Below are 25,570 nucleotides of genomic sequence, written 5' to 3'. Positions count from 1 at the left end.
GCCGCCGGTGCGGATCCTTCCGAGGATGCCCCGAGCGCCTTCCGCAGCCGTCCCGGCCTGCACGACGACAGCCCCTCACCAGGGCTTTCACGCCCCGCCTACTGGCCCACGCGCCCCGGCTGGAGCACCCGGCTGAACAGGACGGTCCCGCCCTCGGCCCGCAGCCGGACCGTCAACTCACCGCTTCCGCCGTCGATGTCGACCTCGCCGAAATACTGCGGCGACTCCATCGGCGACAGGTTCGCCCGCTCGGGCGCCCGCACGAAGACCCGCTCGGGACCGAACGTGGCGTCCAGCGCGTTCGCGGGGAAGCCGCCGGCGGCCAGCGGCCCGGAGACGAACTCCCAGAACGGCGCGAAGTCCTTGAACGCGGCCCGCTCCGGCGCGTAGTGCTGCGCCGAGGTGTAGTGCACGTCGGCCGTCAGCCACAGTGTGCCGGTGATCCGGCGGTGCTTGACGAACCGCAGCAGCTCCGCGATCTGGAGCTCCCGGCCGAGCGGCGCGCCCGGGTCGCCCTGGGCGATCGCCTCGATGTTCGTGCCGTCGGGGACGACCAGGCCCAGCGGCATGTCCGCCGCGAGCACCTTCCACACCGCGCGCGAGCGGCTCAGCTCCCGCTTCAGCCAGGCCAGCTGCTCCGCGCCGAGGATGCCCTCGGTGTCGTCCGCCTGCCGGCCGGGCGAGTTGGCGTTCCGGTACGAGCGCATGTCGAGGACGAAGACGTCGAGCAGCGGACCGTAGCGCACCACCCGGTGCATCCGGCCCTCGGTGGAGAGGCCGTCACCGCGCGCGTGGAGGGTCGACACGGGGAAGTACTCGGCGAAGGCGCGGGAGGCGCGCGCCGCCAGGACGTCCACGTTCTTCTCGGTGTAGCGGGCGTCGTCCAGGATCTGGCCGGGGTACCAGTTGTTGCGGACCTCGTGGTCGTCCCACTGCACGATCGAGGGGACCTGCGCGTTGAACGCCCGCACGTTGTGGTCGAGCAGGTTGTACCGGAACTGTCCGCGGTACTCGGCCAGTGTCTCGGCGACCTTGGCCTTCTCGGGGGTGGTGACGTTCCGCCAGGTCCGGCCGTCCGGCAGCGTGACGCTCGGCTGGAGCGGGCCGTCCGCGTAGATCGTGTCGCCGCTGCAGAGGAAGAAGTCCGGGTTCAGCCGGCGCATCTCCTCGAAGGCGCGGAAGCCGCCGATGTCGGGGTTGATGCCCCAGCCCTGCCCGGCGATGTCGCCCGACCAGAGGAAGCGCACCCCGTCACGGCGCCGGTCCGGAGCCGTACGGAAGGTGCCGACGACGCGTTCGCCGGTACGGCGCGGGTCGTCCGGGTCCGCGAGCGTGACGCGGTAGTGGATCTGCTCGCCCGCCGGCAGGCCGCGCAGCGCGGTCGTTCCGGTGAAGTCGCTGCCCGGGCCGAGCAGGGGGCCGTAGTGGCGGTGCGTACGGCGGAACGACTCGCTCGCCGAGGTCTCCACGATCATCCGGGCCGGCCGGTCCGAGCGCACCCACACCAGTCCCGAGGAGGCCGTGACGTCACCCGTCTGCACGCCCCACGCGGCCCGGGGCCGCCCCGACAGCGCGAGCGCGGGGGCGGCGGAGCCGACGATTCCGCCGCCGAGGGCGAGCGCCGACGAGGCGGCCAGGGAGCCGCGCAGGACGCTGCGGCGGGCGGGGGCCGGGCCGGGAACGGAGTGGGACATCGAAGCGCCTCCAAGTGGGGTACGGGATGGGTCCGTTGTGCCACCCCATGCCTAACGGCCGGGGACGGCGCGCACACGAACCCGGGGTGAACACCCCGGAGCCGCCGCCCGTTCGGCCGCCGGCTGCCGCGATGGCCGCCCCGGGTGAGGCCCCCGGCAACCGGCCCGGTAGCCCCGCCAGTCCTTCGGCTACCGCTCCGCCCCGCACGCGGCGGCCACCAGGCGTACGCCTCGGGCGATCTCGGAGGGGGACAGGTGCGCGTAGCCGAGGACCAGGCGTACGGCGCCGTCCGCCGGTCGTGCCGTGCCGAACTCCTCCAGCGCGCGCAGGGCCACCCCGGCGGACGCCGCCCGTGCCACGAAACGGGCCGTCGGGCCGTAACGCGGCTCCACGCGCGCGATGATGTGCAATCCGGCCGCGATCCCGCTCACCGTCGTCCCCGGGAAGGCCTCCCGGAGCGCCGCCACCAGGGCGTCCCGCCGCTCCCGGTACGCCCGCTGGCAGCGGCGCAGCTGCCGGTCGTAGGCGCCGCGCGTGACGAACTCGGCCAGGAGCGCCTGGTCCAGGGCCGGGTTCCCGAGGTCCATCGTCCGCTTGCGCTCCACGACCTCCGCGAGCAGCTCGCGCGGTACGAGCATCCAGCCGAGCCGCAGCCCCGGGGCGAGGGACTTGCTCACCGACCCCGTGTAGACGACCCGCTCCGGGTCGAGGCCCTGGAGCGCGCCCACCGGTGCCCGGTCGTAGCGGAAGTCGCCGTCGTAGTCGTCCTCCAGGACGTACCCGTCCACCGCCCTCGCCCAGTCCAGGAGCGCGGCCCTGCGCCCGGCCGAGTAGGCGATGCCCGTCGGGAACTGGTGCGAGGGCGTGGTGACCACCGCCCGTACCCCCGACGCGGCGAGTGGACCGGGCAACAGCCCCTCCTCGTCCACCGGCAGCCAGAGCGTGTCCACGCCGGTGGCCGCGAACAGCCGGCCGTGCTCCGGACTGCCCGGGTCCTCGATGCCGACCGTGCGCAGCCCGCGCGCCCGCAGGACGAACCCGAGCAGCGTCGACGCCTGCGCGACCCCCGAACAGACCACCAGGCGCTCCGGATCGGCCACCACCCCGCGCCGCCGCGTGAGCATCGCGGCGAGCGCCGCCCGCAGCTCCGGAATGCCTCGCGGATCCGGGTAGCCGAGCGCCCGGTGGGGCAGCGCGGACAGCACCGACCGCTGGGCGGCCGCCCAGGCCGCGCGCGGGAAGAGCGCGAGGTCGGGCGTCCCGGGGCGGAAGTCCACCTCGACGCCCGGTGCGCGCGGCGCCATGTCCCGTACGGTCCGATCGGTCGCGGCGCGCGCCGTCTCCCCGACCCACGTGCCCGAGCCCCGGTCGCTGCGCAGATACCCCTCGGCGGTCAGCTGCTCGTACGCCTCCGTCACGAGGCCGCGCGAGACCCCCAGATCGGCCGCCAGTTCCCGGCTCGACGGCAGCCGCGTCCCGGCCGTCAGCCGCCCCGTGCGCACCGCGTCGCGCAGCGCCTCCTGGAGCGCCCGGCCGCGCCGCCTGGCCGGTGCGGCGGCCGCCGGGAGCAGAAGCTCCCAGGCAGCCGCGGCGGTCTCGACCTGGGCCTCGACCTCCTGCGACCGTCTCGTCCGCGGCCCTCGCACGTCTGTCTCCCCTCGTGTCCCTGACTGTTGCCTGTTCCCCGTGCGCGGCTTCACGGCGACGCACTGTCCTGACCGCGTCAGGATGACAGGACAGGCCGTGGCTGCCTCCCCTCGTCCGTCCTGGACCGTTCCAGCATGCGGTGCGGTCTGGACGGTGGACCGGATGTCTGATCGGCTCGACCCGAAGACGTCCCGGTCGACACCGTCCGGGGCGACGACGTCAGGATCGAACACCTCCGGGTCGAGCGGGTCCGGAGCCGAGGAGAGCGGGACACAGAGGTGAACGTGAGCGAGCACATCGAGGCCGTGTACGCGGAGGTCTGCCGGCGCAACCCGGGGGAGGCGGAGTTCCATCAGGCGGCGGCCGAGGTGCTGGAGTCCCTCACCCCCGCGCTCGAACGGCACCCCGAGTACGTCGAGACCGGGATCGTGGAGAGGCTGGTGGAGCCGGAGCGGCAGCTGATCTTCCGCGTGCCGTGGGTCGACGACCGGGGCGCGGTGCGCGTGAACCGCGGCTTCCGGGTGGAGTTCAGCAGCGCTCTCGGGCCGTACAAGGGGGGCCTGCGGTTCCATCCGAGTGTCAATCTCGGGATCGTGAAGTTCCTGGGCTTCGAGCAGATCTTCAAGAACGCGCTGACCGGGATGGCGATCGGCGGGGGCAAGGGAGGCGCCGATTTCGATCCCAAGGGTCGTTCGGACGCCGAGGTCATGCGGTTCTGCCAGTCGTTCATGACCGAGCTCTACCGTCACCTGGGCGAGCACACGGACGTGCCGGCCGGCGACATCGGCGTGGGCGGGCGGGAGATCGGCTACCTCTTCGGGCAGTACAAGCGGATCACCAATCGCTACGAGTCGGGTGTCCTGACCGGGAAGCCGGTGGGCTGGGGCGGCTCCCAGGCCCGCACCGAGGCGACGGGCTACGGCGCGGTGTACTTCACGCAGGAGATGCTCGCCACGCGCGGGGAGAGTTTCGACGGGCGGCGCGTGGTGGTCTCCGGGTCGGGGAACGTCGCGCTGTACGCGGTCGAGAAGGTCCACGCCCTGGGCGGTCGTGTGGTGGCCTGCAGCGACTCGTCCGGGTACCTGGTGGATGAGGACGGCGTCGACCTGGAGCTGCTGAAGGAGCTCAAGGAGGTGCGGCGGGCCCGGATCTCCGACTACGTGGAGGCGAAGCCGTCCGCGCGGTTCTCGGCCCGTGGCGGGGTGTTCGACCTTCCGTGCGACATCGCGCTGCCGTGCGCGACCCAGAACGAGTTGGGGCGTGAGGACGCCGTCGCGCTGGTCAAGAACGGGGTGCGGGCGGTGGCGGAGGGCGCCAACATGCCCTGTACCCCCGAGGCGCTGGCGGTGTTCCGGGAGGCCGGGGTGCTGTTCGGTCCCGGGAAGGCCGCGAACGCGGGCGGGGTGGCCACCTCGGCGCTGGAGATGCAGCAGAACGCAGCCCGTGACACCTGGTCCTTCGAGCAGACCGAGGCGCGGCTCGCCGAGGTCATGCGTGACGTCCACACCCAGTGCCGCGCCACCGCCGAGGCGTACGGCGGCAACGCGGACGACTACGTGCTCGGCGCCAACGCGGCGGGCTTCCTGAGGGTCGCCGAGGCGATGGCGGCCCAGGGCGTCATCTGAGACCACGCGACCGGACAGCGCTGAGGAGCGGGTCTGAGGAGCGGGTCTGAGGGACGGGTCTGAGGGACGGGGCGGACCGGGGCGCAGGGCCGGACCGCGGTCGGTCCCTTCATCCGCTCGGTCCCGCCGGGATGCTCGGCGGTCAGGGAGTGGGCAGGCTGGTGCGCGGACCGGGCTCGCGGCCGCACGGGCGGGGAGCCGACCACGTCGTGCGAGGAGACCATGGGCGGGACACGTGCGCGGGGGCCCGCCGGGACCGGGGCCGCACGCCTCCTCGCCCGTCTCGCCGTGCTCGCGGCGATCGGTTCGCTGGTCGTGCTCGTGCTCGCGGTGGGGGAGGGCGGGCTGGAGGTCGTCGGGGCCGGGCTCCTCGGACTTGTCCTCTGCGCCGTCGGTGTGTGGTGGTTCGTGGCGCACCGAGGCGCTCTGCGTCTGCTCGGGGCGCTCGTCGCGGTGGCGGCGCCGGTCGCCGTCCTGGTGCTGTTCGCACACGACGGCCTCTGGCTGACGGCGCTCGTCCTGCTCCTGTGCTGGGGTGCCACGCTCGCCTGGGCCCGGGCGGCGCTGCGCATGTCGCGCCCGGAGCGGTCGACGCCGGTGAGAGCCGCGGTCCGGCCCGGACGAGCGGTCCTGATCATGAATCCGAAGTCCGGTGGCGGGAAGGTCGGGCGCTTCGGTCTGGTCGAGCGGGCGGAGGAGCTCGGCGCGCGGGTGATCCTGCTCGACCCGTCCGCCCCCGCCGACGTCGCCGAGCTGGCCCGGGCTGCCGTCGCCGAGGGCGCGGACCTGCTCGGCGTCGCCGGCGGCGACGGCACCCAGGCGCTGGTCGCGGCGGTCGCGGCGGAGCACGGCCTGCCGTTCCTCGTGGTCTGCGCCGGCACCCGCAACCACTTCGCCATGGACCTGGGCCTCGACCGCTCCGACCCGTCGCGCTGCCTCGACGCGCTGACCGACGGCGAGGAGGTGCGGATCGACCTGGGCGACGTCGCGGGCCGGGCCTTCGTCAACACGGTGTCCTTCGGGGTGTACGCCGATGTCGTGCAGCGCCCGGAGTACCGCGACGACAAGACGGTCACGGCGCTGAACCTCATGCCGGACCTGCTGCTCGGTGAGGGGGTGCGACGGCTCGACGCGCGCGTCGACGGCACCGCGCTCTCGTCCCGGCAGGCCCTGCTCGTCAGCAACAACCCGTACGTCTCTCCCGACGAGCTGAGCGGTGGCGGCCGTCGGCCCCGCCTGGACGGCGGCGAGCTCGGGGTGCTCGGGATCCGGGTCGAGGACGCGACCCAGGCCGCCGACCTGGCTCTTCGGGGCTCGCGGTCCCCGGGCCTCACCGTCATGACCGCGCACCGCGTCGAGGTGACCGCCGACACGGACGAGATCGCCGTGGCGGTCGACGGCGAGGCCCTGCGGATGCCCGTCCCGGTGGTGTGCACGCTGCGCGCGGGCGCACTACGCGTCCTGGTGCCGCGCGACCGTCCGGGCGTCGCCGTCCCCACGCCGCCGGTGCGATGGCGACGCATCGTCGACCTCGCGCTCGGCCGCACCGAACAACCGGCCACGGAACGAACGGCCACACCCGGAAGTGGTCCCCGAAGGCGGCGCGGAAGTGGACCTTCAACCGGACCGCCGCGCTCCCTAGCGTCGGGACCATGAACGCGAACTCCCTGCGAGGGATCCTCCTCGTGACCGTCGCCTACGCGCTCGTGGGCGCCTCCTTCACCGCCAACAGCCTGCTGGGCGACTATCCCTACGCGGGCGGCCAGGCCCTGCGCTACGGCGCCGCGTGCCTGCTCCTGCTGCCCCTGCTCGGCGCGGGCGGGCTCGCCCCGCTGCGCGCTCTGGGCGCCCCGGCCTGGATCCGGCTGGCCCTGCTCGCCGCCGTCGGCATGGTCGGCTTCAACCTCGCGGTCCTCGCCGCCGAACGGACCGCGGAGCCCGCCGTCCCCGGCGTCCTCGTCGGCTGCGCCCCGGTGGTCGTGGCCGTGCTCGTCCCCCTCCTGGAGGGCCGCAAGCCCTCCCGGGCGGTGCTCTACGGCGCACTGCTCGTCGCCGCCGGAGCCTTCACCGTCCAGGGGTGGGGACGTACCGACCTCGCCGGGCTCGGCTACTCCGTGGGGGCCCTGGCGGGCGAGGTCGGGTTCACCGTCCTCGCCGTCCCCGTGCTCCGTCCGCTCGGGCCGAAGCTCCTGACGGCGGCGGTCTGCGGGATCGCGGCCGTCGAGTCGGCGCTGCTCGGGCTCGTCGTGGACGGCGGCGCGTTCCTGCGGACGCCGACGGCCGTGGAGACCGGGGCCCTGGTCTGGCAGGCCGTCCTCGCCACGGTCGTCGGCTTCATCCTGTTCTACATGGGCGTCCAGCGGATCGGCATGGAGCGGGCCACCCTCTTCACCGGCGCGATCCCGGTCGCCGCCGCCCTGACCGCCGCGCTCGTCGCCACCGGCGGCTTCGGCCTCCCGCAGGCCGCCGGCAGCGTCCTCGTCGGCGCCGGAGCGGCGCTCGGGACGGGCCTCTTCACCCGGCGCAAGCCCACGGCGGCAGTCCCCGCGACTTCTCCGACCGATCTCGCGGCCGCCCCTGCGACTCCTCCGACGGATCCGGCGGCAGTCCCCGCGACTTCTCCGACCGATCTCGCGGCCGCCCCCGCGGCTTCTCCGACGGATCCGGCGGCAGTCCCCGCGGCTTCTCCTACGGATCCCGTGGCCGTCCCGGCGACGCCTCCGACCGATCCCGCGGCCGCCCCCGCGACTCCGCCGTCGCATCCCGCGGCCGCGTTCCCGTCAGCGGCTGCTGCCGTCCAGGATCACCCGCGCGACCAGCGCCGGGTCGTCGCTCATCGGGACGTGCCCGCAGCCGGGCAGTCGCACGAGCCGGGCTCCCGGGACGGTGCGCTTGGCCCGGACGCCCTGGCGGCGCAGGAGGAGACGGTCCTGGGTGCCCCACGCGACGGTCACGGGCACGGCCGGGACGTCGTCGCCGAAGAGTACGGTCCGGCCGGCCTCCAGCGTCTGGCGGAAGCCGGTGGCCTCCCGTAGCGCGAGCGTCTCGGCGACCACCGCCTCGGGCGAACGGCGCCCGGGGCGCGCGTAGATGGTGCTCGTCAGCGCCGTCCGCCCGGCGGCGCTGCGGGACAGCCGCTCGATCAGCGGCACCGGCATCGAGAGGGCGGCCACCCGCATCGCGCGCAAGGTCCCGAAGGCGTACTGCCGTTCGCGCTCCGACCAGAATCCGGCCGGGGAGAGCGCGGTGACCGATCGCGCGAGCTTCTCCCGGCCGAGCGCCAGGGCGAGCAGCCCGCCCAGCGAGTTGCCGGCCACGTGCGGCTGCTCGATGTCGAGGGCCGCGCAGAAGGCGCCGAGGACCGGAACGACCGTCGACAGGTCGTAGGCGCAGCCGTCCGGCAGCGCCGGGGAGGTCCCGAAGCCGGGCAGGTCGACGGCGACGACGTCCCGTTCGGTGGCGAGGATGTCGAGGACCGGCTCCCAGGCCTGCCAGTGGTGGCCGATGCCGTGCAGCAGCAGGAGCGGTTCACCCGCGCCCCTGCGTTCGTACGTCACCGAGGCCGTGCGCGGACCCCCGGGGGTCTCGAACGTGAACGAGATCTGTGCGGACATACGCGCTCTCCTTGACTTAGACACCCTGTCAGCAAGAATTACCGCTCAGTAGATACGAGTTCAAGGGCCTGGACGGATCTGGACAGCGCGCGGCCGGTCGGCTGGGATGGGGGAGTGGTGACCGACTCGCTGACCGACGTCTTCCAGGAACACAGGCCCCTGCTCCACGGCGTGGCCTACCGCATGCTCGGCCGCGCCGCCGACGCCGAGGACGTCGTCCAGGACGCGTGGCTGCGCTGGACCGCCGCCGACCGCGAGGACGTCCGCGAGCCACGCGCGTATCTCGTCCGCATCACCACCCGGCTCGCCCTCGACCGGCTGCGCCAGGTCCAGGCCCGCCGCGAGGCCTACGTCGGGCCCTGGCTGCCCGAGCCCGTCCTCACCGACTACGGGCCGTCCGCCTCCGACACCGCCGAGCGGGCCGTGCTCGCCGACTCCGTCTCGCTCGCCGTCCTGGTCGTCCTCGAATCCCTCTCGCCGCTGGAACGCGCGGTCTTCGTGCTCCGCGAGGCGTTCGGCTTCCCCTACGCGCAGATCGCCACCGTGCTCGACCGCTCCGAGGCCGCCGTCCGCCAGCTCGCGGGCCGCGCACGCCGCCATGTCGACGAGGGCAGGCCCCGCTACGACGTCGACCCGGCCGAACGGCGCGATCTCACCGAGCGTTTCCTCGCCGCGGCGGCCGACGGCGACCTCGACGGTCTCCTGGCCCTGCTCGCCCCGGACGTACGACTCGTCGGCGACAGCGGCGGCAAGTCCAAGGCGCCGCTGCGGGTCATCGACGGCGCGGACAAGGTCGGCCGCTTCCTCCTCGCCGTCGCGTCCGGCGCCGAGGCCGCCTTCGAGGTCCGCATCGCGGAGGTCAACGGCGGTCCCGGGCTGCTCGTCCTCGACGGCGGAAAGCCGGACTCGGTCTTCCAGATCGAGGTGCGCGACGGACGCGTCCAGTGCGTGTACATCGTGCGCAACCCCGACAAGCTGCACGCCGTCGCGCCCGCCTGACCGGGTTCCGCTTCCGTCGTTCCCCCGCGTGCCCCGTCTCCGCCCGGAGGCGGGGCACCGTGCCGCGCGGGGCACACATCGGTGCGAACGTCCTGTGAACGATCTACGCCAGAGGCCCGCATTCGGGGGCATCGGGGCCAGGATTGGTCTTGACCAAGGGGGTGCGCCGCCTTATGGTCGCAGAGTTAGTGCAGGAACCTTTAATAAACAAGGGCGCGGAAAAACCGCCGCGGGACACGGCGAATTGCGGAGGATCAGGGTGGGGACCACGCAGCTGGAATCGGTACCGGAGCCGAAGTACTGGCACCTCAAGACCGTGATCGGTGAGGCGCTCGACTCCGACTTCGCGGTCGGCGAGATCCTGCCCAACGAGCGGGACCTGGCCGCGCGCTTCGGCGTCGCCCGGGCCACGCTCCGCCAGGCCCTGGAGCAGCTGGAGCTGGAGGGCCGCCTGCAGCGCCGCCGTGGGGTCGGCACGACCGTCGCCCCGCCGCGCGTGGGCGTCGACGTCTCCACGACCCAGCACGTCTGGCCCGGCGTCTCCGAAGAGACCTGGCAGTCCATGGACTCCGCCCTCGACACCGCCCCGGCGGCCGTCGCGCGGATCCTGGAGCTCGCCCCCGACGAGCAGGTGCACGTCGTGCGCCGGCTGCGGGTCACGCACGGCCAGCCCGTCGCCGCCGAGCTGCTGTACGTGCCGTCCGGCTCGGTCCCCGAGCTGACCGCGATCGACACCCCGACCGGCCCGGCCCGCGCCCGCAGCGTCCTGCGCGAACTCCAGCGGCTCGCCCTCGACGGCCAGGACCGCTCCGTGGAGCTCGGCTCGGCCCGCGCCGACGACGCCAAGGAACTGGACCGCCTCCCGGGCGCCCCGGTCCTCGTCGTCACGACCCGCTACCTCTCCGCGGGCCGCACGGCCGCGGTCTCCCTCGCCACCTACCGCGCCGACACCTGCCGCCTGACCTTCGGCGACTCGGGCGACCTGGTGATGGCGTCCTGACACCCCCGCCCCCGGCGCACCCGTCACCCACCCGAGCCCGGTGAGACTGCTATGGCAGTCTGCCCGGGCTCGGCCACGTCCGAGGTGGTGTCCGGAAAGTCTGGCGTGGCTCGCGACGCCCTGCGGGCGGATGGCCATACTTTCCGGACACTCCCTGGCCCCCGCCGTACGCCTTCCGCCGGGGCCGCCGCAGGACTGGCCTTGGCGACGGCTCTCGTCGTGGGAATGGCACCGGTGGCGCTGGGGGGCGCCGTGGCCGTGGCCGCGCCGGTGACCACGCAGTCGGCGACGGCTGTGGAGCCGGGCACGGTGGTCCAGAACGGTGGCCGGCTGACTGTTCCGGCGGGGCCCGAAGGGCCCGTGACGCTGCGGTTCACGGCAGCTCCCGCGGCCGGGACGACCGGCCCGCTCACGGCTCGCCTGACCCTTCCCGTCACCAACTGGCAGCCCGGCGGCTGGACCGACTACCGCACCGCGGCCAGGATCGCCTCCACGTGCTCGGTCGGCGGCGGGGCGTTCGCGTCCTGCGGCTGGACCGGGACGAGCCTGGAGGAGAGCGGTCCGGCCCGCCTGGTGCTCGACCTTCCCGTCGTCGAGACGGCGGACTCCCTCGACTACGCCGTCACCCTCGACCTGCCGCAGGAGCTGGGCTGGCTGGGCTCGCTCGACGCTCCCGTCGAGGTGAAGGACGCGGGCGGCACCGTGGTCGCCCAGGGCAGGGTCGGGGTCGACGTCGTCGAGAGCGTCCCGGCGGCCGACGCCCGGGGCGCCGTCCACGCCCGCGACCGGGACGGCGTCCTGTGGCGCTACGAGTCCGCGGGCAGCACCGACCGCTCCCTGACCGCCCGCAAGCGGGTCGGCGGCGGCTGGAACGTCTACCGACAGATCATCCAGCTGAACCCCCCGACCGCCGCCGGCACGGGCGACCTGGTGGCCCTCGACTCGACCGGCGTCCCCTGGTTCTACGGAGGCTCGGGCAACCCCGCCGCCCCGTTCCACCCGCCCGTGCGCGCCGCCGGCGGGATGCCGCCGTGGGCGAACTACACCGCCATCGCCTCCAACGGCAAGGGCGGCGTCGTGGCTCGCGACAAGGACGGCGTCCTGTGGAACTTCGAGCGCAACCCCGAGGGCGCCCCCCTCTTCCTGGGGGGTGTCCGCGTCGGCGGTGGCTGGAACGTCTACACGCAGATCACCGGCTTCGGTGACGGCCTGGTCGCCCGCGACACCGCCGGCGTGCTCTGGAAGTACAACGGCACCCCCGCGACGGCAACTCCCGACAAGCCGTTCGAGGCCCGCTGGAAGGTCGGCGCCGGCTGGAACGTCTACAACTCCCTCACGGGCACCAAGGAGATCGGCCGCTACAGCAACACCGAACTCGTCGCCCGCGGCACCGACGGCGTGCTCTGGGCCTACGACTCCACGTCCACCGGCCCCGGCCGCGTCCCCGGGCCCACCCGGACGATGATCGGCTGGGGCTGGGACATCTACAACACCGTGTTCTGATCCGCCCGGTGAAACAGGAGGGCAGGCCCGTACACCCGGACCTGCCCTCTGGCACTTCCGCCTCGCGCACTTCCGCCTCCGGCACACGTGTTCCGCGCCCTCGGTGCCGGGATCCACGCACGGCACCCCGCTCCCCCGCCCTCAGCGCCGGGCCGTCGCCGTGCCCTCCACGGCGAAGAGTTGTTCCTCCACGTGGTCCAGGGCCAGGCGCAGGGCGCCCGTGCCGACCGCGGCCTCGCCCAGCATCGACAGGGCCACGCGCGGCGGGCGGAGGCAGAACCGGGCCAGTTCGTCCCGGAGGGGCTGGAGGACGCCGTCCAGGCCCGCCGCCCAGCCGCCGATCACCACCAACTCCGGGTCCAGCGCGAGGACCAGCGCCGCCACGTCGTGGACCAGGCGCTGCGTGAAGCGCTCGACCGCCGCCTCCGCGCGCGCGTCGCCCCCGCGCGCCAGCGCGAAGACCTTCGCCACCGCCTGCTCGTCCAGCGGATGGAGCGGCTCGTCCGTGGTCGAGAGCAGGTGCTCGGGGGTGACCCCGCGGCCCAGGAGATGCAGCGCGCCGATCTCGCCTGCGGCCCCGCCGTACCCGCGGTGCAGACGGCCCCCGATCAGGGACCCCGCGCCCGGGCTCAGTCCGGCCAGGACGAAGACGATGTCGTCGGAGTCGGTCGCCGCGCCCTTCCAGTGCTCGGCGACCGCGGCCGCGTTGGCGTCGTTCTCCACCAGCACCGGGCACTTGAACGACCGCCGCAGCCGCTCCCCGAGAGCCAGGCCCGTCCAGCCGGGCAGTGCCGTGCCGAGCCGTACCCGGCCGTCCGCCTCGACGATCCCGGGCGTGCCGACACCGACCGCCCGCAGGTTCGACCGGGCGACCCCGGCCCTGCGCAGCACGTCCGCGACGACCGTACGGACCCGCTCCAGGCGCTCGTCCTCCGGAGCCGTCTCCGAGACCTCGCGGGAGCCCGCGCCGATGATCCTGCCGTCCAGGCCCGAGAGCAGAGCGGCGACCCGGTGCGGGCCGATCTCGATGCCCAGCAGATGCCCGGCCTCCGCCCGGAAGCGGAACCTCCGGGCCGGCCGGCCCTGCCGCCTCGCCTCGCCCTCCTCGGGCGCGACCTCGACGACGAGCCCCCCGACGATCAGCCCTTCGACCACGCCCTCGACGGTCGGCCGGGACAGCCCGGTGATCCGCGTCAGGTCCGTGAGCGTGAGCGCGTCGGCGCCCCGCAGAGCATGGAGTACCACCGCGGAATTGATCCGCCGCAGCAGCGACGGATCCCCGCCGGTCAGCCGCCCCACCGTGTGTCCTCCCAGCTCGTGCGCATGTGTGCCGGATGTTACTCAATGGACAGGTGCGCGGCGAGGGCCGCCCGGGCGCAGAGGTGCCCGAGTCAGTCGGGCGGGCCCGCCGACGCGTCCGGGCGCCGGTCCGGCACCCCCGCCGCCTCGCGCAGTCGCGTGAACTCCTCCGCCATCGTCTCCAGGGTCCAATGCGCGTTCAGACCGCTCGGGTTGGGCAGCGCCCAGATCCGCGTCCCGCCGATCGTGCGCTCCTGCGGCCCGATCACCGCGCGCCGCTCCCCGAACGCCGTCCGGTACGCCGTGATACCGACCACCGCGAGCCAGCCGGGCCGGAGCCGCTCCACCCGCCGGGTCAGCAGCCGGCCGCCCTCCCGGAACTCCTCGTCGGTCAGCTCGTCGGCCCGTGCCGACGCCCGCGCCACCACGTTCGTGATGCCGAGCCCGTACGCGAGCAGTTCGTCCTGCTCGGCCGGGAGCAGCAGCCGCGGCGTGAAGCCGGACCGTGCGAGCACCGGCCAGAAGCGGTTGCCGGGGCGCGCGAAGTGGTGGCCCGTCGCGGCCGACATCAGCCCGGGGTTGATCCCGCAGAAGAGGACCGAAAGGCCGCCCGCGGCCACGTCCGGGATGACGCGGTCGCGGGCGGCCTGAAGCTCCTGCGGGGTGAACCTGGTCAGAGGATCGACCCGGGGGTGTACGCGGCGGCCTCCGGGTGCTGCTTGGTGATCTCCTCGATACGGGAGACCACGGCGGCGACCTGGTCGGCGGCGGCGCCGGTGAACGACAGCTTGTCCGCCATCAGCGCGTCGAGCTGCGCGCGGTCCAGCGGGATCCGCTCGTCGGCGGCCAGCTTGTCGAGCAGCTCGTTGCGCTCGGCGCCCTGCTCGCGCATGGCGAGGGCGGAGGCGACGGCGTTCTCCTTGATGGCCTCGTGGGCGATCTCGCGGCCCACACCGGCACGCACGGCGCCCATCAGGACCTTGGTGGTGGCCAGGAAGGGGAGGTACCGGTCCAGCTCGCGGGCGACGACCGCCGGGAACGCGCCGAACTCGTCGAGCACGGTCAGGAAGGTCTCCAGCAGGCCGTCCAGGGCGAAGAACGCGTCCGGCAGCGCGACCCGGCGGACCACCGAGCACGACACGTCGCCCTCGTTCCACTGGTCGCCCGCCAGCTCGCCGGTCATCGACGCGTACCCGCGCAGGATGACCATGAGGCCGTTGACGCGCTCGCAGGAGCGGGTGTTCATCTTGTGCGGCATCGCGGACGAGCCGACCTGGCCCGGCTTGAAGCCCTCGGTCACGAGCTCGTGACCGGCCATCAGGCGGATCGTCTTGGCCACCGACGACGGCGCGGCGGCCAGCTGGACGAGCGCGGTGACCACGTCGTAGTCGAGCGAGCGCGGGTAGACCTGGCCGACCGAGGTGAAGGCCTGCGCGAAGCCGAGGTGCCCGGCGATCCGGTTCTCAAGGTCGGCCAGCTTGCCCGCGTCGCCGCCGAGCAGGTCGAGCATGTCCTGGGCGGTGCCGACGGGGCCCTTGATCCCGCGCAGCGGGTAGCGGGCGAGCAGCTCCTCGAGGCGGCCGTGGGCGACGAGCAGTTCGTCGGCGGCGGTCGCGAAGCGCTTGCCGAGGGTGGTGGCCTGGGCGGCGACGTTGTGCGAGCGGCCGGCCATGACGAGCTCGGCGTACTCGCCGGACAGCTTGCCGAGGCGCGCGAGGACGGCGACCGTACGGTCGCGCATCAGCTCCAGGGAGAGCCGGATCTGCAGCTGTTCGACGTTCTCGGTGAGGTCGCGCGAGGTCATGCCCTTGTGGACGTGCTCGTGACCGGCGAGGGCGTTGAACTCCTCGATCCGGGCCTTCACGTCGTGCCGGGTGACCTTCTCGCGCTCGGCGATCGAGCCGAGGTCGACCTCGTCGAGCACGCGCTCGTAGTCGGCGAGGGCGGCATCCGGTACCTCGATCCCGAGGTCCTTCTGGGCACGCAGGACGGCGAGCCACAGCCGGCGCTCCAGCCGCACCTTCTGCTCGGGGGACCAGAGGACGGCGAGCTCCGCGGAGGCGTAGCGGCCGGCCAGGACGTTGGGGATACGGGGCTTCGCAGTCACAGCAGTCACGTGGACAGATTCTACTGGCGGTTTCTGCAGGCCAGCGCCACGGCCGGGTTCGTCTCTTACTACGAGACGCACCTCACGCGCGCGTGCGGCGGCCGATCCCGGTCCGTCCGGGAGGCCGGGGCGGCCGAGGGGTGCCCGAGGGGGAGGTGCCCGCCCGAGGGGGAGGTGCCCGCCCGAGGGGCGCCCGAGGAAAGCCGCCCTTCCTCAGGCCGACGGCGGCGGCTCGTACGGGAGCAGGTCCGGCCGCTTCGCCGGGCGGCCGTCGCCCGAGGAGCGGCCGGTCAGGCGGCGGCCGATCCAGGGGCCGAGGTGCTCCCGCGCGAAGCGGGCGTCCCCGACGCGGCGGTTCAGCCAGCCCGGGGGCAACGTCGGCGGCAGCGGCGTCCGCCAGTCGGCCTCCGGGGTCAGGCCCAGCGCCTGCCACACGGCCTCGGCCACGCGCCGGTGCCCCTCGTCGGTCAGGTGCAGCCGGTCGACGTCCCACATGCGCGGATCGCCCAGCGCGGGCGCTCCGTACAGGTCGACCACCACGGCGCCGTGCCGGGCGGCGAGCTCGTCGACGTACCCGAAGAGCTCCTCCATGCGCGGCCGGAAACGCTCCATGACGGGGCCGTTGCGGCCCGGGCTGCGCATCAGGACGAGCTGCCCGCAGGAGGGCGCCAGGGTCTCGACGGCCTGGGTGAGCAGCCCCCGTACCCGTCCCATGTCGACCTTCGGCCGCAGGGTGTCGTTCAGGCCGCCGACCAGGGTCACCACGTCCGCCTTCATCGCGGCGGCGAGCTCCACCTGCTCCTCGACGATCTGGCTGATGAGCTTGCCGCGCACGGCGAGGTTCGCGTACCGGAAGTCGGGGGTGCGGGCGGCGAGGCGGGCCGCGAGGATGTCGGCCCATCCCCGGTACGTACCGTCGGGCAGTCGGTCCGACATGCCCTCGGTGAAGCTGTCGCCGACGGCGACCAGACTGGTGTAGGTGGCATTCATCTCCATGGCGGAAGCGATCATACCGCGCGGTATGCGTACGCCGACCTGCTCCTGCTGCTGTACGGCCGCGGCCCGGCGGACGACGCCCGGTACCCGCACACCGGAGGCCGTCCGGATGCACCGGGGCCCCGGGGCGCACTGCGCACCCCGGGGCCCGGTCCGTCCGTCCGTCGCTTCCGTCGGTCGGTTCCGTCCATCGCGTCGCTACGTCCGTCGCGCCCGTCGGGCGCTTCCCGAGATCTACGGCGTTACGGTGCCGTCGGCCGTCCGACCAGTTCCCGCAGGACGTCCTCCATCGTGACCAGGCCGGCCAGCCTGCCGTCGTCGTCCAGGACCGCCGCCAGGTGCGTACGGCTGCGCCGCATCGCCGTCAGGACGTCGTCCATCGGCGTGGCCGCCCGGACGCGGGCGATCGGCCGCATCGCCGAGACCGGGAACGGCAGGTCCCTCGGCGCCGCGTCCAGGGCGTCCTTCACATGGAGGTAGCCCAGGATCCGGCTGCCCGTGTCGACCACCGGGAAGCGGGAGAAGCCCGACTCGGCGGAGAGCGACTCCAGCTCCTCCGGTGTCGTCCCGACAGCCGCGTACACGACCTTCTCGATCGGCATGACGACGTCCCGCACCGGGCGCCGACCCAGCTCCAGGGCATCGTGCAGCCGCTCGGCGGCACGGTCGTCGAGCAGGCCGGCGACCCCGGCGTCGGTCACCATCCGGGCCAGCTCGGCGTCCGAGAACGTGGCCGAGACCTCGTCCTTCACCTCCACCCGCAGGAGCTTCAGCAGCCCGTTGGCGAAGGCGTTGATCGTGAAGATCACCGGACGCAGCGCCCGCGCGAGCGCGACCAGCGGCGGCCCGAGCAGCAGCGCCGTGCGGGTCGGCTCGGCGAGCGCGATGTTCTTCGGGACCATCTCGCCCAGCAGCATGTGCAGGTAGGTCGCCACGGACAGCGCGATCACGAACGAGATCGGGTGCACCAGACCGTGCGGCACGCCGACCGCGTCGAAGACCGGTTCGAGCAGGTGCGCGATGGCGGGCTCGGCGACGATGCCGAGCACCAGGGTGCACAGCGTGATGCCGAGCTGGGCCGCCGCGAGCAGCGCGGAGACGTGTTCGAGGCCCCAGATGACGCTGCGCGCCCGCCGGTTCCCGGCCTCGGCCTCCGGCTCGATCTGACTGCGGCGTACGGAGATCAGGGCGAACTCGGCGCCGACGAAGAAGGCGTTGACGACCAGGGTCAGCGCGCCGATGAGCAACTGGATCGCGGTCATCGGCCCTCCTCCAGGGTCATGCCGAACTCGTCGTGGGGCGGCACGTGCACCAGCACCCGCGCGGCCCGGCGCCCGGAGGCGTCCACGACCTCGAGCAGCCAGCCGGCGAACTCCACGCGGTCGCCGACCTCCGGGATCCGCCCCAGTTCGTTGGCGATGACACCGGCCAGCGTCTCGTACGGTCCGTCCGGGATGCGCAGCCCGATCGCCTGCAACTGGTCGGTGCGGGCCGCGCCGTCGGCGGACCAGAGCTCACGCCCGTCCGCGTCCACGCCCGCCCGCGCCAGGTCGGGGGTCTCGTGCGGATCGTGCTCGTCGCGCACCTCGCCGACCACCTCCTCGACGATGTCCTCCAGCGTCGCGACGCCGGCCGTACCGCCGTACTCGTCGATGACGACGGCCATGGTCTGCCGGCTGGACAGCCGGTCCAGGAGGCGGTCCACCGTCAGCGTCTCCGGGACGAGCAGCGGCTCACGGAGCATGTCGCCGACGCGCCTGCGGGGCCGCTCGTCGGCCGGTATGGCCAGGACGTCCTTGATGTGGGCGATGCCGACCACGGTGTCGAGGTTTCCTCGGTAGACGGGGAAGCGGGAGAGGCCGGTGGCCCGGGTCGCGTTGGCGACGTCCTCGGCCGTGGCCTGCACCTCCAGGGCGGTGACCTGCACGCGCGGGGTCATCACGTTCTCCGCCGTCAGCTCGGCCAGGTTGAGGGTCCGTACGAACAGCTCCGCGGTGTCCGCCTCCAGGGCCCCCTCCTTGGCGGAGTGACGGGCCAGGGCCACCAGCTCCTTGGGGGAGCGCGCGGAGGCGAGCTCCTCGGTCGGCTCCATGCCGAGCCGGTGCAGGATGCGGTTCGCCGTGTTGTTGAGGTGGCTGATCAGCGGCTTGAACGCGGCGGTGAAGACCCGCTGCGGGGTCGCCACCCGCTTGGCGATCGCCAGGGGGGAGGAGATGGCCCAGTTCTTGGGCACCAGCTCGCCGACGACCATCAGCACGACGGTCGACAGGGCGGTGCCGAGGACGAGGGCCACCGAGGAGGCGACCGAGGCGGACAGGCCGAGGTCCTCGAACGGGCCGCGCAGCAGCGCGGCGATCGAGGGCTCGGCGAGCATGCCGACGATCAGGTTGGTGACGGTGATGCCGAGCTGGGCGCCGGAGAGCTGGAAGGTGAGCGACTTGACGGCCTTGAGGGCGCTCTCCGCGCCCCGCTCGCCTCGCTCCACCGCCCGTTCGAGCTCGGACCGCTCGACGGTGGTCAGTGAGAACTCGGCCGCGACGAAGGCGCCGCACGCGAGCGAGAGCAGGAGCGCCACCAGGAGCAGAAGCACTTCGATCATCGGTTCACCTCCGTTCCATGATCAGTCAGGGACGGAGAGATCGCGCGCGTGGTACTGGGAGGCTCGCCCATGGGCGGACGCTCACACCTTTCGATCGTGCTGGGATGGAATCACCCATGGTAAAGGAGGCGCAAAGCACCCCATGGGTGGGGCGGCGGGTTCATCGGTCGGGTGGCGGGTTCACCCGGCGGGCAGCGGCTTCACCCAGCGGGTCCACTGCTCCTCGGGGCCGTAGGCGGCCGCCCGCCAGGCACGCCGGCCGAGTGTGTTGCGGTCGAGCACCATCGCGTCGGCGCGCCGCCCGCCGAGCCGTACGAAACGTTCCTCCGCCGCCGCGAGCAGCGCGCCGCCCACGCCCTGTCGGCGGTGGTCGGGGTGCACGGCGAGGCGGTAGAGGTGGCAGCGCCAGCCGTCGAAGCCGGCGATCACCGTGCCGACGAGCTCGCCGTCGCGCTCGGCCAGGATCAGGGCCTCGGGGTCACGGGCGACGAGGCGCTCGATCCCGTCGCGGTCGTCGCTGATGCTCGTGCCCTCGGCGGCGGTCTTCCAGAACGCGAGGACGGCGTCGAGGTCGGCCGGCTGGGCGGCCCGGAGGTGTGGTGCGGTCATGGCCGAGATCCCATCACCGGCCCCCGCCGCCCGTCGACCGCGTTTCGGTATACGGAACGATCTCCACCCACGGAACGACGGACAGGTCGAACGACGGACGTCCAGGCCCGCCCGTACGGGTCAGGCCTGGACGTCACCGCACAGGTGCCGTGATCAGACGAGGTCGAAGCGGTCCAGCTCCATGACCTTGGTCCACGCGGCGACGAAGTCCTTGACGAACTTCTCCTTCGCGTCGTCGCTCGCGTACACCTCGGCGACCGCGCGCAGCTCGGAGTTCGAGCCGAAGACGAGGTCGGCGCGGGTGCCGGTCCACTTGACGGCGCCGCCGGCGTCGCGGCCCTCGAACTCGTCCTGGGCCGAGCTCGTCGACTTCCACGTCGTGCCCATGTCGAGCAGGTTGACGAAGTAGTCGTTGGAGAGCGTGCCCGGCCTGTTCGTGAGGACGCCGTGCTTGGACTGGCCGTGGTTGGCGCCCAGGACGCGCAGACCGCCGACCAGGACCGTCAGCTCGGGCGCGCTCAGGGTCAGCAGGTTCGCCTTGTCGAGCAGCAGGTACTCGGCCGGCAGGCGGTTGCCCTTGCCGACGTAGTTGCGGAAGCCGTCGGCGGCCGGCTCGAGCGCGGCGAACGACTCGACGTCCGTCTGCTCCTGCGAGGCGTCGACACGGCCCGGCGTGAACGGGACCTCGACGTCGAAGCCGCCGTCCTTGGCCGCCTGCTCGACGGCCGCAGAGCCCGCGAGCACGACGAGGTCGGCCAGCGAGACCTTCTTGGCGCCGGCGGCGTTGAAGGACTCCTGGACACCTTCGAGCGTACGGAGGACCTGGGCCAGCTCGTCCGGGTTGTTGACCTCCCAGTTGCGCTGCGGCTCCAGGCGGATGCGGCCGCCGTTGGCGCCACCCCGCTTGTCGCTGCCCCGGAAGGAGGCGGCGGCGGCCCAGGCGGCGGAGACCAGCTGCGGGACCGTGAGGTCCGAGCCGAGGATCTGCTCCTTGAGGGAGGCGATGTCGGCGGCGTCGATCAGCTCGCCCTCGCGCTCCGGCAGCGGGTCCTGCCACAGCAGCGTCTCGGCGGGGACCTCCGGGCCGAGGTAGCGGACGACGGGGCCCATGTCACGGTGCGTGAGCTTGAACCAGGCGCGCGCGAAGGCGTCCGCGAACTCCTCCGGGTGCTCGTAGAAGCGCCGCGAGATCTGCTCGTAGACCGGGTCGAAGCGGAGCGACAGGTCGGTGGTGAGCATCATCGGGAGGTGCTTCTTCGACGCGTCGTGCGCGTCGGGGATGATCGCCTCGGCGTCCTTCGCCACCCACTGGTGCGCACCGGCCGGGCTCTGCGTGAGCTCGTACTCGTACTCGAAGAGGTGCTTGAAGAAGTCGTGGCCCCACTGCGCCGGCGTGGTGGTCCAGGTGACCTCCAGACCGCTGGTGATCGCGTCGGCGCCCTTGCCGGTGCCGTACGAGTTCGCCCAGCCGAAGCCCTGCGCCTCCATCGGGGCGGCCTCGGGGTCGTCGCCGACGTTGTCCGCCGGGCCCGCCCCGTGGGTCTTGCCGAAGGTGTGGCCACCGGCGATGAGGGCGACGGTCTCCTCGTCGTTCATCGCCATGCGGCGGAAGGTCTCGCGGATGTCGCGGGCCGCGGCGACCGGGTCCGGGTTGCCGTTGGGGCCCTCCGGGTTGACGTAGATCAGACCCATCTGGACCGCGCCGAGCGGGTTCTCCAGCTCACGGTCACCGCTGTAGCGCTCGTCGGCGAGCCAGGTGGTCTCGGGGCCCCAGTAGACGTCCTCGTCCGGCTCCCACACGTCGGCGCGGCCGCCGGCGAAGCCGAAGGTCTTGAGGCCCATCGTCTCCAGGGCGACGTTGCCGGTGAGGATCATGAGGTCGGCCCAGGAGATGGACTGGCCGTACTTCTGCTTGACCGGCCACAGCAGGCGGCGGGCCTTGTCCAGGTTGCCGTTGTCCGGCCAGCTGTTCAGCGGCGCGAAGCGCTGCTGACCGGCGCCGGCGCCACCGCGACCGTCGCTGATGCGGTACGTACCGGCGCTGTGCCAGGCCATCCGGATCATGAGCGGGCCGTAGTTGCCGAAGTCGGCGGGCCACCAGTCCTGGGAGGTGGTGAGCACCTCGGCGATGTCCCGCTTCACGGCCGCGAGGTCGAGCGCCTCGAACGCCTCGGCGTAGTCGAACGACTCGCCGAGCGGGTTCGCCACGGCGGGGTTCTTGGCGAGGATCTTCAGGTTGAGCCGTTCCGGCCACCACTGACGGTTGCCGCCACCCTGGGTCGGGTGCGCGGCGCGCGGGGTGTGCGCGACCGGGCAGCCTCCCGAGTTCTCGGGTACGGGGTCGGTGACGATGGCGTCGTGGTTCTCGGACATGGGAATCCTTCCGGACGGGGCGGATCGCGGGGCTCTGCCGGGGTGGTCCGTGTGGGTGGTGGTACGCCCGACCGGAGCCATGTTGTCCCTTGGCTATTGCCGGAAGTGATCCTACAATGGACAGAGTCCAAGTCAAGAAGCACGTCAACCCACTGTCCGTTCGGAAACCCTGGCGTCTCCGGGTGAACGCCGTGTGTCCCGCCGAAGTCCAAGCTGAATGGGTGAACCGATATGAGCGACCTGCTGGAGCGACTGCGTGGGCGCGGCTGGCGGATGACCTCCCAGCGGCGCGTCGTCGCGGAGGTCCTCAACGGCGAGCACGTGCACCTCACGGCCGACGAGGTGCACGTCAGGGCGGCCGAGCGGCTCCCGGAGATCTCCCGGGCGACGGTCTACAACACGCTCGGCGAGCTGGTCTCCCTCGGTGAGGTCATCGAGGTCTCCACGGACGGCCGCGCCAAGCGGTACGACCCGAACGCCCACCAGCCGCACCACCACCTGGTGTGCTCCCGCTGCGGCATGATCCGGGACGTCCACCCGGACGGCGACCCGCTGGCGGACCTGCCGACGGGCGAGCGCTTCGGCTTCACCGTGTCGGCCGCCGAGGTCACGTACCGGGGGCTCTGCCCGTCCTGCGCCTGAGGCCCACTTGCCGGTGCTAGCACGACGGCGCTAGCGTGGTGCTGTGGCCAAGACCCAGCTGAACGTCCGCGTGGACGAGACGACCGCCGACACCGCGCGCCGGCGGGCGCAGCAGCGCGGCGTGAGCGTCAACCGGTACATCGAGGAACTCGTCCAGCAGGACGCCGGGGAATCGGGGCGCGCCTTCGTCGAGGCGGCCGCCGATTTCATGAAGCAGTACGAGTCGGTGTTCGCCGAGGAGTTCGGAACGGAGCGCGACCGCACCGCATGAGCCTCACGGTCGACCTCTCCTGGCTGCTCATGGTGGCCGAACACCAGACGCCCGGCGACCCCCAGGTCAGCGACTGGGGCGCGCTCGTCGCCGCCGTCGGCCGCCACGACGCCGAGATCTTCGGCGTGCCCGTCTACGGAGACCCGCACGCCCGCGCCGCCGCGCTGCTCCAACTCCTGCTGCACGTCCCGGCCCTGGAGCACTCCAACGCCATGTTCGCCTCCGCCGTCGCCTACGGCTACCTCGTCGCCAGCGGCCTGAAGGTCGTCACCTCGCCGGAGCAGGTCAGAGACCTGGCCCGACTGGTGAAGAAGGGCGAGGCGGACGTCCGGGCCATCGCCGACGAGCTGCGCCAGTGGAGCCGCTGAACGGCTGACGCGCCCGCGCCTCCTGGTGGGCCGCAGGCCCCGCGCGCCTCAGCTCTTCCGGGCGGTGCCCAGCACACAGAACGAGCTGGGCATCCGGGGTCCCTTCTCCGGGACCGTGAACCGGCGGTACGTGACGTCTCCGAAGCCCGCCGCCTCGATCGCCGCCAGCGGATCACGGCCCGTGTGGCAGCCGCCGAACAGTCGCGGCCACACCGTGCGGTCCAGGACCCGCTGGGTCCGCGCCATCCCCGGCGACGGGGCGACCCCGTGCTCGAAGAACCGGAGTTCGCCGCCGGGCCGCAGCACCCGGTGCATCTCGGCGAGCGCGCGCGGCACGTCCCGCACCGTGCACAGGACCAGGGAGGCGACCGCCGCGTCGAACGCCCCGCTCTCGACCGGCAGCGCCTCCGCCGCGCCCGGCACCACGTCCACCGGGACGTCGACGCGCAGGGCGGCGTCGGCGGCCAACTGGCGCAGATGGCGTTCCGGTTCGACGGCCACGACCTCGGAGACCGCCGCCGGGTAGGCGGCGAAGTTCAGCCCGTTCCCGGCGCCGACCTCGATGACCCGGCCGGACAGACCCGTCAGCAGCTCCGTGCGGAGGGCGCCGATGCCGCCCTTGGTGTCGGCGGAGACGCTGAACCGGGCGTAGAACCGGGCGAAGAGGGGATGGTGGACGGCGTCCCGGGGAACGCGGGCGGTACGTGATGACGGCATGGGGGGCCTCCTCCGACGCGACGCGCGGACGGGGTGATTCTGCCCCGTCCCGACCTGTCCGGACCCGTTCCGACCCGTTCAGCCCGATACGAAGCAGAACTCGTTGCCCTCGGGGTCGTGCAGCACCTGGAAGTCGCCCCCTTCGTCGGTGCGGAGCCCGCCGGACCGGGTGGCCCCGAGGGAGGTCGCCTCGTCGGCCGCCGCGCTCACGTCGTCCGCGTGCAGATCCAGGTGGAGCCGGTTCTTCGCGACCTTGCCCTCGGGCACCTGCTGGAACGCGATCCGGACGAAGCCGGGCGGTTCGACGTACGACCAGTCGGGGCCGCGGTCGACCGGCGTGCCGCCGAGGAGCTCGGCCCAGAACCGCACCAGCCGGGCCGGGTCACCGCAGTCGAAGACGATCTCCGAAACGTATGCGCGCATGACCTCAGCCTACGGAGGTCAGAGCGTCCCGGCGTCCCAGACCCCGCCGAGCGCCGGGGCCAGCCAGCGATGCGCCCGTGCCCGGAACGCGGCCGGGTCGAGGGCGCCCGCGCCCTCCGGTACGGCCCCGAGCAGCGGCGCACCGGCCGCCTCCGGCAGGTCGGCCAGGTTGCAGCGCGAGGCCAGGTCCGGCGCGGCAGGCCAGCTGCCGACGACGACGCCGAGCTGCTCGATGCCGCGCGCCGCGAGCGCCTCGGCGGTCAGCGCGGTCGCGTTGAGCGTGCCGAGACCGGCGGGCGCCACCACCAGGACCGGCGCCCCGAGGAGCCGGGCCGCGTCGGCGAGCGTGCCGCCCTCGTGGTCGAAGCGGACGAGGAGCCCGCCCGCGCCCTCCACGAGGACCAGGTCATGCGCGGCGGCCAGCTTCTCGGCGGCCTCGGCGACCTCGCGGGGGCCGACCGGGGTCATCCCGGCCCGCCGGGCGGCCGTGGCGGGCGCCAACGGCTCGGGGAACCGGCCCAGTTCGGACGAGACGGCGGCCCCGGAGAGCCGTACGACCTCGTCCGCGTCGCCCCGCTCGCCCGGCGCGAGGCCGGTCTGCGCGGGCTTGAGCACGGCGACGGACCGCCCCTGGGCCGTGGCCACGGCGGCCAGGGCGGCGGTGACGATCGTCTTCCCGATCTCCGTCCCCGTACCGCTGACGACGATGACGCTCATGGTGTGCAGTCCTTTCCGCCGCGCCTCCTTGGCGCGACCCGCCACGGGACACCCCGCGGCGACTCCCTCCGGTCGACCCGCCGGCCGGGCCGAGCCCATCCGTGCCGAGCCGAGCCCCGGGCCGAGCCCAGCCGTGCGGGCTCCGGCCGTCCGGACTCCGGCCGTGCCGACCCCGGCCATGAGGGCTCCTTTCGCCGGGCCCGTTCATCCGAGCCCGCCTGTCCGCGCGCGGCCGTCCGAGCCCGCCTGTCCGCGCCCGGCCGTCCGAGCCCGACTGTCCGCGCCCGGCCGTCCGGTCCGGCCTGTCCGCGCCCGGCCGTCCGGGCCCTGGCCGCGCGAAGTTCCCGCCGTGCCGGCCCCGGCCGT

22 protein-coding genes and 1 pseudogene are annotated in these 25,570 nt (G+C 73.4%); 9 read left to right on the top strand and 14 right to left on the bottom strand.

Going from position 1 to position 25,570, the window contains the following annotated elements; genetic code table 11:
* Positions 1–98: 98 nt before the first annotated feature.
* Positions 99–1,694, bottom strand: a complete 1,596-nt coding sequence (locus ACIPPS_RS15135; RefSeq protein ID WP_401431152.1) for an alkaline phosphatase D family protein — start codon at positions 1,692–1,694, stop codon at positions 99–101.
* Between the two features lie 189 nt (positions 1,695–1,883).
* On the bottom strand, positions 1,884–3,341 hold the full coding sequence (locus ACIPPS_RS15130) for a PLP-dependent aminotransferase family protein (RefSeq protein ID WP_401431149.1): 1,458 nt from the start codon (positions 3,339–3,341) through the stop codon (positions 1,884–1,886).
* Between the two features lie 279 nt (positions 3,342–3,620).
* Here ACIPPS_RS15130 and gdhA point away from each other — a divergent pair, with 279 nt between their 5' ends.
* The 3 genes and pseudogenes from gdhA to ACIPPS_RS15115 form a co-directional block, all read left to right on the top strand.
* Entirely contained in the window at positions 3,621–4,967 is a 1,347-nt protein-coding gene (gene gdhA, locus ACIPPS_RS15125; RefSeq protein ID WP_401431147.1) for an NADP-specific glutamate dehydrogenase, read from the top strand.
* 222 nt (positions 4,968–5,189) lie between these two features.
* Positions 5,190–6,623, top strand: coding sequence for a diacylglycerol/lipid kinase family protein (locus ACIPPS_RS15120; RefSeq protein ID WP_401431144.1), 1,434 nt, complete (start codon positions 5,190–5,192; stop codon positions 6,621–6,623).
* Positions 6,620–7,408, top strand: a pseudogene (locus ACIPPS_RS15115) (EamA family transporter); the annotation flags it as partial. The gene ACIPPS_RS15120 and the pseudogene ACIPPS_RS15115, both read left to right, overlap by 4 nt.
* A gap of 339 nt (positions 7,409–7,747) precedes the next feature.
* On the opposite strand, the gene ACIPPS_RS15110 reads toward ACIPPS_RS15115, so the two are convergent.
* A complete protein-coding gene (locus ACIPPS_RS15110) occupies positions 7,748–8,581 on the bottom strand; it encodes an alpha/beta fold hydrolase (RefSeq protein ID WP_401431141.1) in 834 nt (277 codons plus the stop codon).
* A gap of 114 nt (positions 8,582–8,695) precedes the next feature.
* On the opposite strand from ACIPPS_RS15110, the gene ACIPPS_RS15105 reads away from it, so the two are divergent.
* The 3 genes from ACIPPS_RS15105 to ACIPPS_RS15095 all read left to right on the top strand — a co-directional run bounded on the left by ACIPPS_RS15105 (position 8,696) and on the right by ACIPPS_RS15095 (position 12,083).
* The gene (locus tag ACIPPS_RS15105; RefSeq protein ID WP_401431138.1) at positions 8,696–9,580 is read left to right on the top strand and encodes an RNA polymerase sigma-70 factor; all 885 of its coding nucleotides are present in this window, start codon (positions 8,696–8,698) and stop codon (positions 9,578–9,580) included.
* A gap of 259 nt (positions 9,581–9,839) precedes the next feature.
* Positions 9,840–10,580, top strand: coding sequence for a GntR family transcriptional regulator (locus tag ACIPPS_RS15100; RefSeq protein WP_401431135.1), 741 nt, complete (start codon positions 9,840–9,842; stop codon positions 10,578–10,580).
* Positions 10,581–10,781: 201 nt separating this feature from the next.
* A complete protein-coding gene (locus ACIPPS_RS15095) occupies positions 10,782–12,083 on the top strand; it encodes a tachylectin-related carbohydrate-binding protein (RefSeq protein ID WP_401431132.1) in 1,302 nt (433 codons plus the stop codon).
* A gap of 141 nt (positions 12,084–12,224) precedes the next feature.
* On the opposite strand, the gene ACIPPS_RS15090 is transcribed toward ACIPPS_RS15095, so the two are convergent.
* From ACIPPS_RS15090 to katG, 8 genes are all read right to left on the bottom strand, one after another.
* Positions 12,225–13,382 (bottom strand): ROK family transcriptional regulator, encoded by a 1,158-nt coding sequence (locus tag ACIPPS_RS15090; RefSeq protein WP_401431130.1) that lies wholly within the window; start codon positions 13,380–13,382, stop codon positions 12,225–12,227.
* A 92-nt stretch (positions 13,383–13,474) separates the two neighbouring features.
* Positions 13,475–14,059 (bottom strand): G/U mismatch-specific DNA glycosylase, encoded by a 585-nt coding sequence (mug, locus tag ACIPPS_RS15085; RefSeq protein WP_401431441.1) that lies wholly within the window; start codon positions 14,057–14,059, stop codon positions 13,475–13,477.
* Positions 14,056–15,498: an adenylosuccinate lyase gene (purB, locus tag ACIPPS_RS15080; RefSeq protein WP_401431127.1), complete on the bottom strand. Its 1,443-nt coding sequence runs from the start codon at positions 15,496–15,498 to the stop codon at positions 14,056–14,058. Before purB ends, mug begins: the two co-directional genes overlap by 4 nt.
* Before the next feature lie 204 nt (positions 15,499–15,702).
* A complete protein-coding gene (locus ACIPPS_RS15075) occupies positions 15,703–16,485 on the bottom strand; it encodes an SGNH/GDSL hydrolase family protein (RefSeq protein WP_401431438.1) in 783 nt (260 codons plus the stop codon).
* Between the two features lie 242 nt (positions 16,486–16,727).
* Positions 16,728–17,747, bottom strand: coding sequence for a hemolysin family protein (locus tag ACIPPS_RS15070; protein ID WP_401431124.1), 1,020 nt, complete (start codon positions 17,745–17,747; stop codon positions 16,728–16,730).
* A complete protein-coding gene (locus tag ACIPPS_RS15065) occupies positions 17,744–19,084 on the bottom strand; it encodes a hemolysin family protein (protein WP_401431121.1) in 1,341 nt (446 codons plus the stop codon). Before ACIPPS_RS15065 ends, ACIPPS_RS15070 begins: the two co-directional genes overlap by 4 nt.
* A gap of 180 nt (positions 19,085–19,264) precedes the next feature.
* Positions 19,265–19,693, bottom strand: coding sequence for a GNAT family N-acetyltransferase (locus tag ACIPPS_RS15060; RefSeq protein ID WP_401431119.1), 429 nt, complete (start codon positions 19,691–19,693; stop codon positions 19,265–19,267).
* 153 nt (positions 19,694–19,846) lie between these two features.
* A complete protein-coding gene (gene katG / locus ACIPPS_RS15055; protein ID WP_401431116.1) occupies positions 19,847–22,066 on the bottom strand; it encodes a catalase/peroxidase HPI in 2,220 nt (739 codons plus the stop codon).
* Between the two features lie 231 nt (positions 22,067–22,297).
* On the opposite strand from katG, the gene ACIPPS_RS15050 reads away from it, so the two are divergent.
* Genes ACIPPS_RS15050 through ACIPPS_RS15040 form a run of 3 tightly spaced genes read left to right on the top strand, consistent with a single transcriptional unit; the run spans position 22,298 to position 23,347 of the window.
* Positions 22,298–22,708 (top strand): Fur family transcriptional regulator, encoded by a 411-nt coding sequence (locus ACIPPS_RS15050; RefSeq protein WP_401431113.1) that lies wholly within the window; start codon positions 22,298–22,300, stop codon positions 22,706–22,708.
* Between the two features lie 43 nt (positions 22,709–22,751).
* Positions 22,752–22,979: an antitoxin gene (locus tag ACIPPS_RS15045; protein WP_361957366.1), complete on the top strand. Its 228-nt coding sequence runs from the start codon at positions 22,752–22,754 to the stop codon at positions 22,977–22,979.
* Positions 22,976–23,347 carry a fic family toxin-antitoxin system, toxin component gene (locus tag ACIPPS_RS15040; protein WP_392088325.1) on the top strand — a complete coding sequence of 124 codons (372 nt, stop codon included), beginning with the start codon at positions 22,976–22,978 and terminating at the stop codon, positions 23,345–23,347. The genes ACIPPS_RS15045 and ACIPPS_RS15040 overlap by 4 nt, the downstream gene beginning before the upstream one ends.
* 48 nt (positions 23,348–23,395) lie before the next feature.
* Here ACIPPS_RS15040 and ACIPPS_RS15035 read toward each other — a convergent pair whose 3' ends face one another.
* From ACIPPS_RS15035 to bioD, 3 genes are all read right to left on the bottom strand, one after another.
* Positions 23,396–24,064: a class I SAM-dependent methyltransferase gene (locus ACIPPS_RS15035; RefSeq protein ID WP_401431110.1), complete on the bottom strand. Its 669-nt coding sequence runs from the start codon at positions 24,062–24,064 to the stop codon at positions 23,396–23,398.
* A 78-nt stretch (positions 24,065–24,142) separates the two neighbouring features.
* Positions 24,143–24,487 (bottom strand): VOC family protein, encoded by a 345-nt coding sequence (locus ACIPPS_RS15030; protein WP_401431107.1) that lies wholly within the window; start codon positions 24,485–24,487, stop codon positions 24,143–24,145.
* Between the two features lie 18 nt (positions 24,488–24,505).
* Positions 24,506–25,204 (bottom strand): dethiobiotin synthase, encoded by a 699-nt coding sequence (bioD, locus tag ACIPPS_RS15025; protein WP_401431105.1) that lies wholly within the window; start codon positions 25,202–25,204, stop codon positions 24,506–24,508.
* Positions 25,205–25,570: the final 366 nt, after the last annotated feature.

It is taken from the genome of Streptomyces sp. NPDC090127 (assembly GCF_044746945.1).
In the GTDB taxonomy this organism is placed as follows: domain Bacteria; phylum Actinomycetota; class Actinomycetes; order Streptomycetales; family Streptomycetaceae; genus Streptomyces.
The sequence above is the reverse complement of the archived record's forward strand: the minus strand, read 5'-3'. Positions and strand labels throughout refer to the sequence as shown.